We start from the raw sequence: 649 nt of genomic DNA, 5'->3' as shown, positions 1-649 counted from the left end.
ATAAGGGCATGTTACCGACTGCGCCTAAATGACGCTGCTTTCTCTTCGTTCAAGCTAAGTGTCTTTGCTTCTTTGGCTTACCCCTTAAAGGGGTCGTCATACTCTCGTGTACTTAATTTATCTTGCATTAAATCTGACTTTTCTTGCTCTCTGATATATTTACGGATTGTGGCTTCATTCAACCCCACTGTACTGACGTAGTATCCTTCCGACCAAAACTTCCTGTTGCCAAATTTGTATTTTAAATTGGCATGTTTATCAAATATCATCAGAGAACTTTTACCTTTTAAGTATCCCATGAAACTTGAAACACTGATTTTCGGGGGAATACTCACGAGCATATGCACATGATCGGGCATGAGATGCCCTTCGATTATTTCAACGCCTTTGTACTTACAAAGGTCTCGTAAAATCTCACCTATACTCGAACGTATACTGTTAAAGATAACTTTTCGTCTATATTTCGGCGAAAAGACGATATGGTATTTGCACAGCCACTTTGTATGTGCTGAGCTTTGTGCTTTAATTCCCATAAACACCTTTCCTTATTTGAGTTACGTATATTAGCTTGAACATCTGTATCGTAACGGAAAGGTGTTTTTCTTGGTATAACCCTCGGTCTCCACCCGCATAGCGGGTGGTTTTATGT

The 649-nt window shown here is 39.8% G+C and carries 1 protein-coding gene; it reads right to left on the bottom strand.

Features of this window, described 5'->3' with window-relative positions:
• Positions 1-77 precede the first annotated feature (77 nt).
• Positions 78-533: an IS200/IS605 family transposase gene (tnpA, locus tag PSI17_RS17215; RefSeq protein WP_273553114.1), complete on the bottom strand. Its 456-nt coding sequence runs from the start codon at positions 531-533 to the stop codon at positions 78-80.
• Positions 534-649: the final 116 nt, after the last annotated feature.

The sequence above is a fragment of the Xenorhabdus sp. IM139775 genome (assembly GCF_028598745.1).
Taxonomy (GTDB): domain Bacteria; phylum Pseudomonadota; class Gammaproteobacteria; order Enterobacterales; family Enterobacteriaceae; genus Xenorhabdus.
The sequence above is the reverse complement of the archived record's forward strand: the minus strand, read 5'-3'. Positions and strand labels throughout refer to the sequence as shown.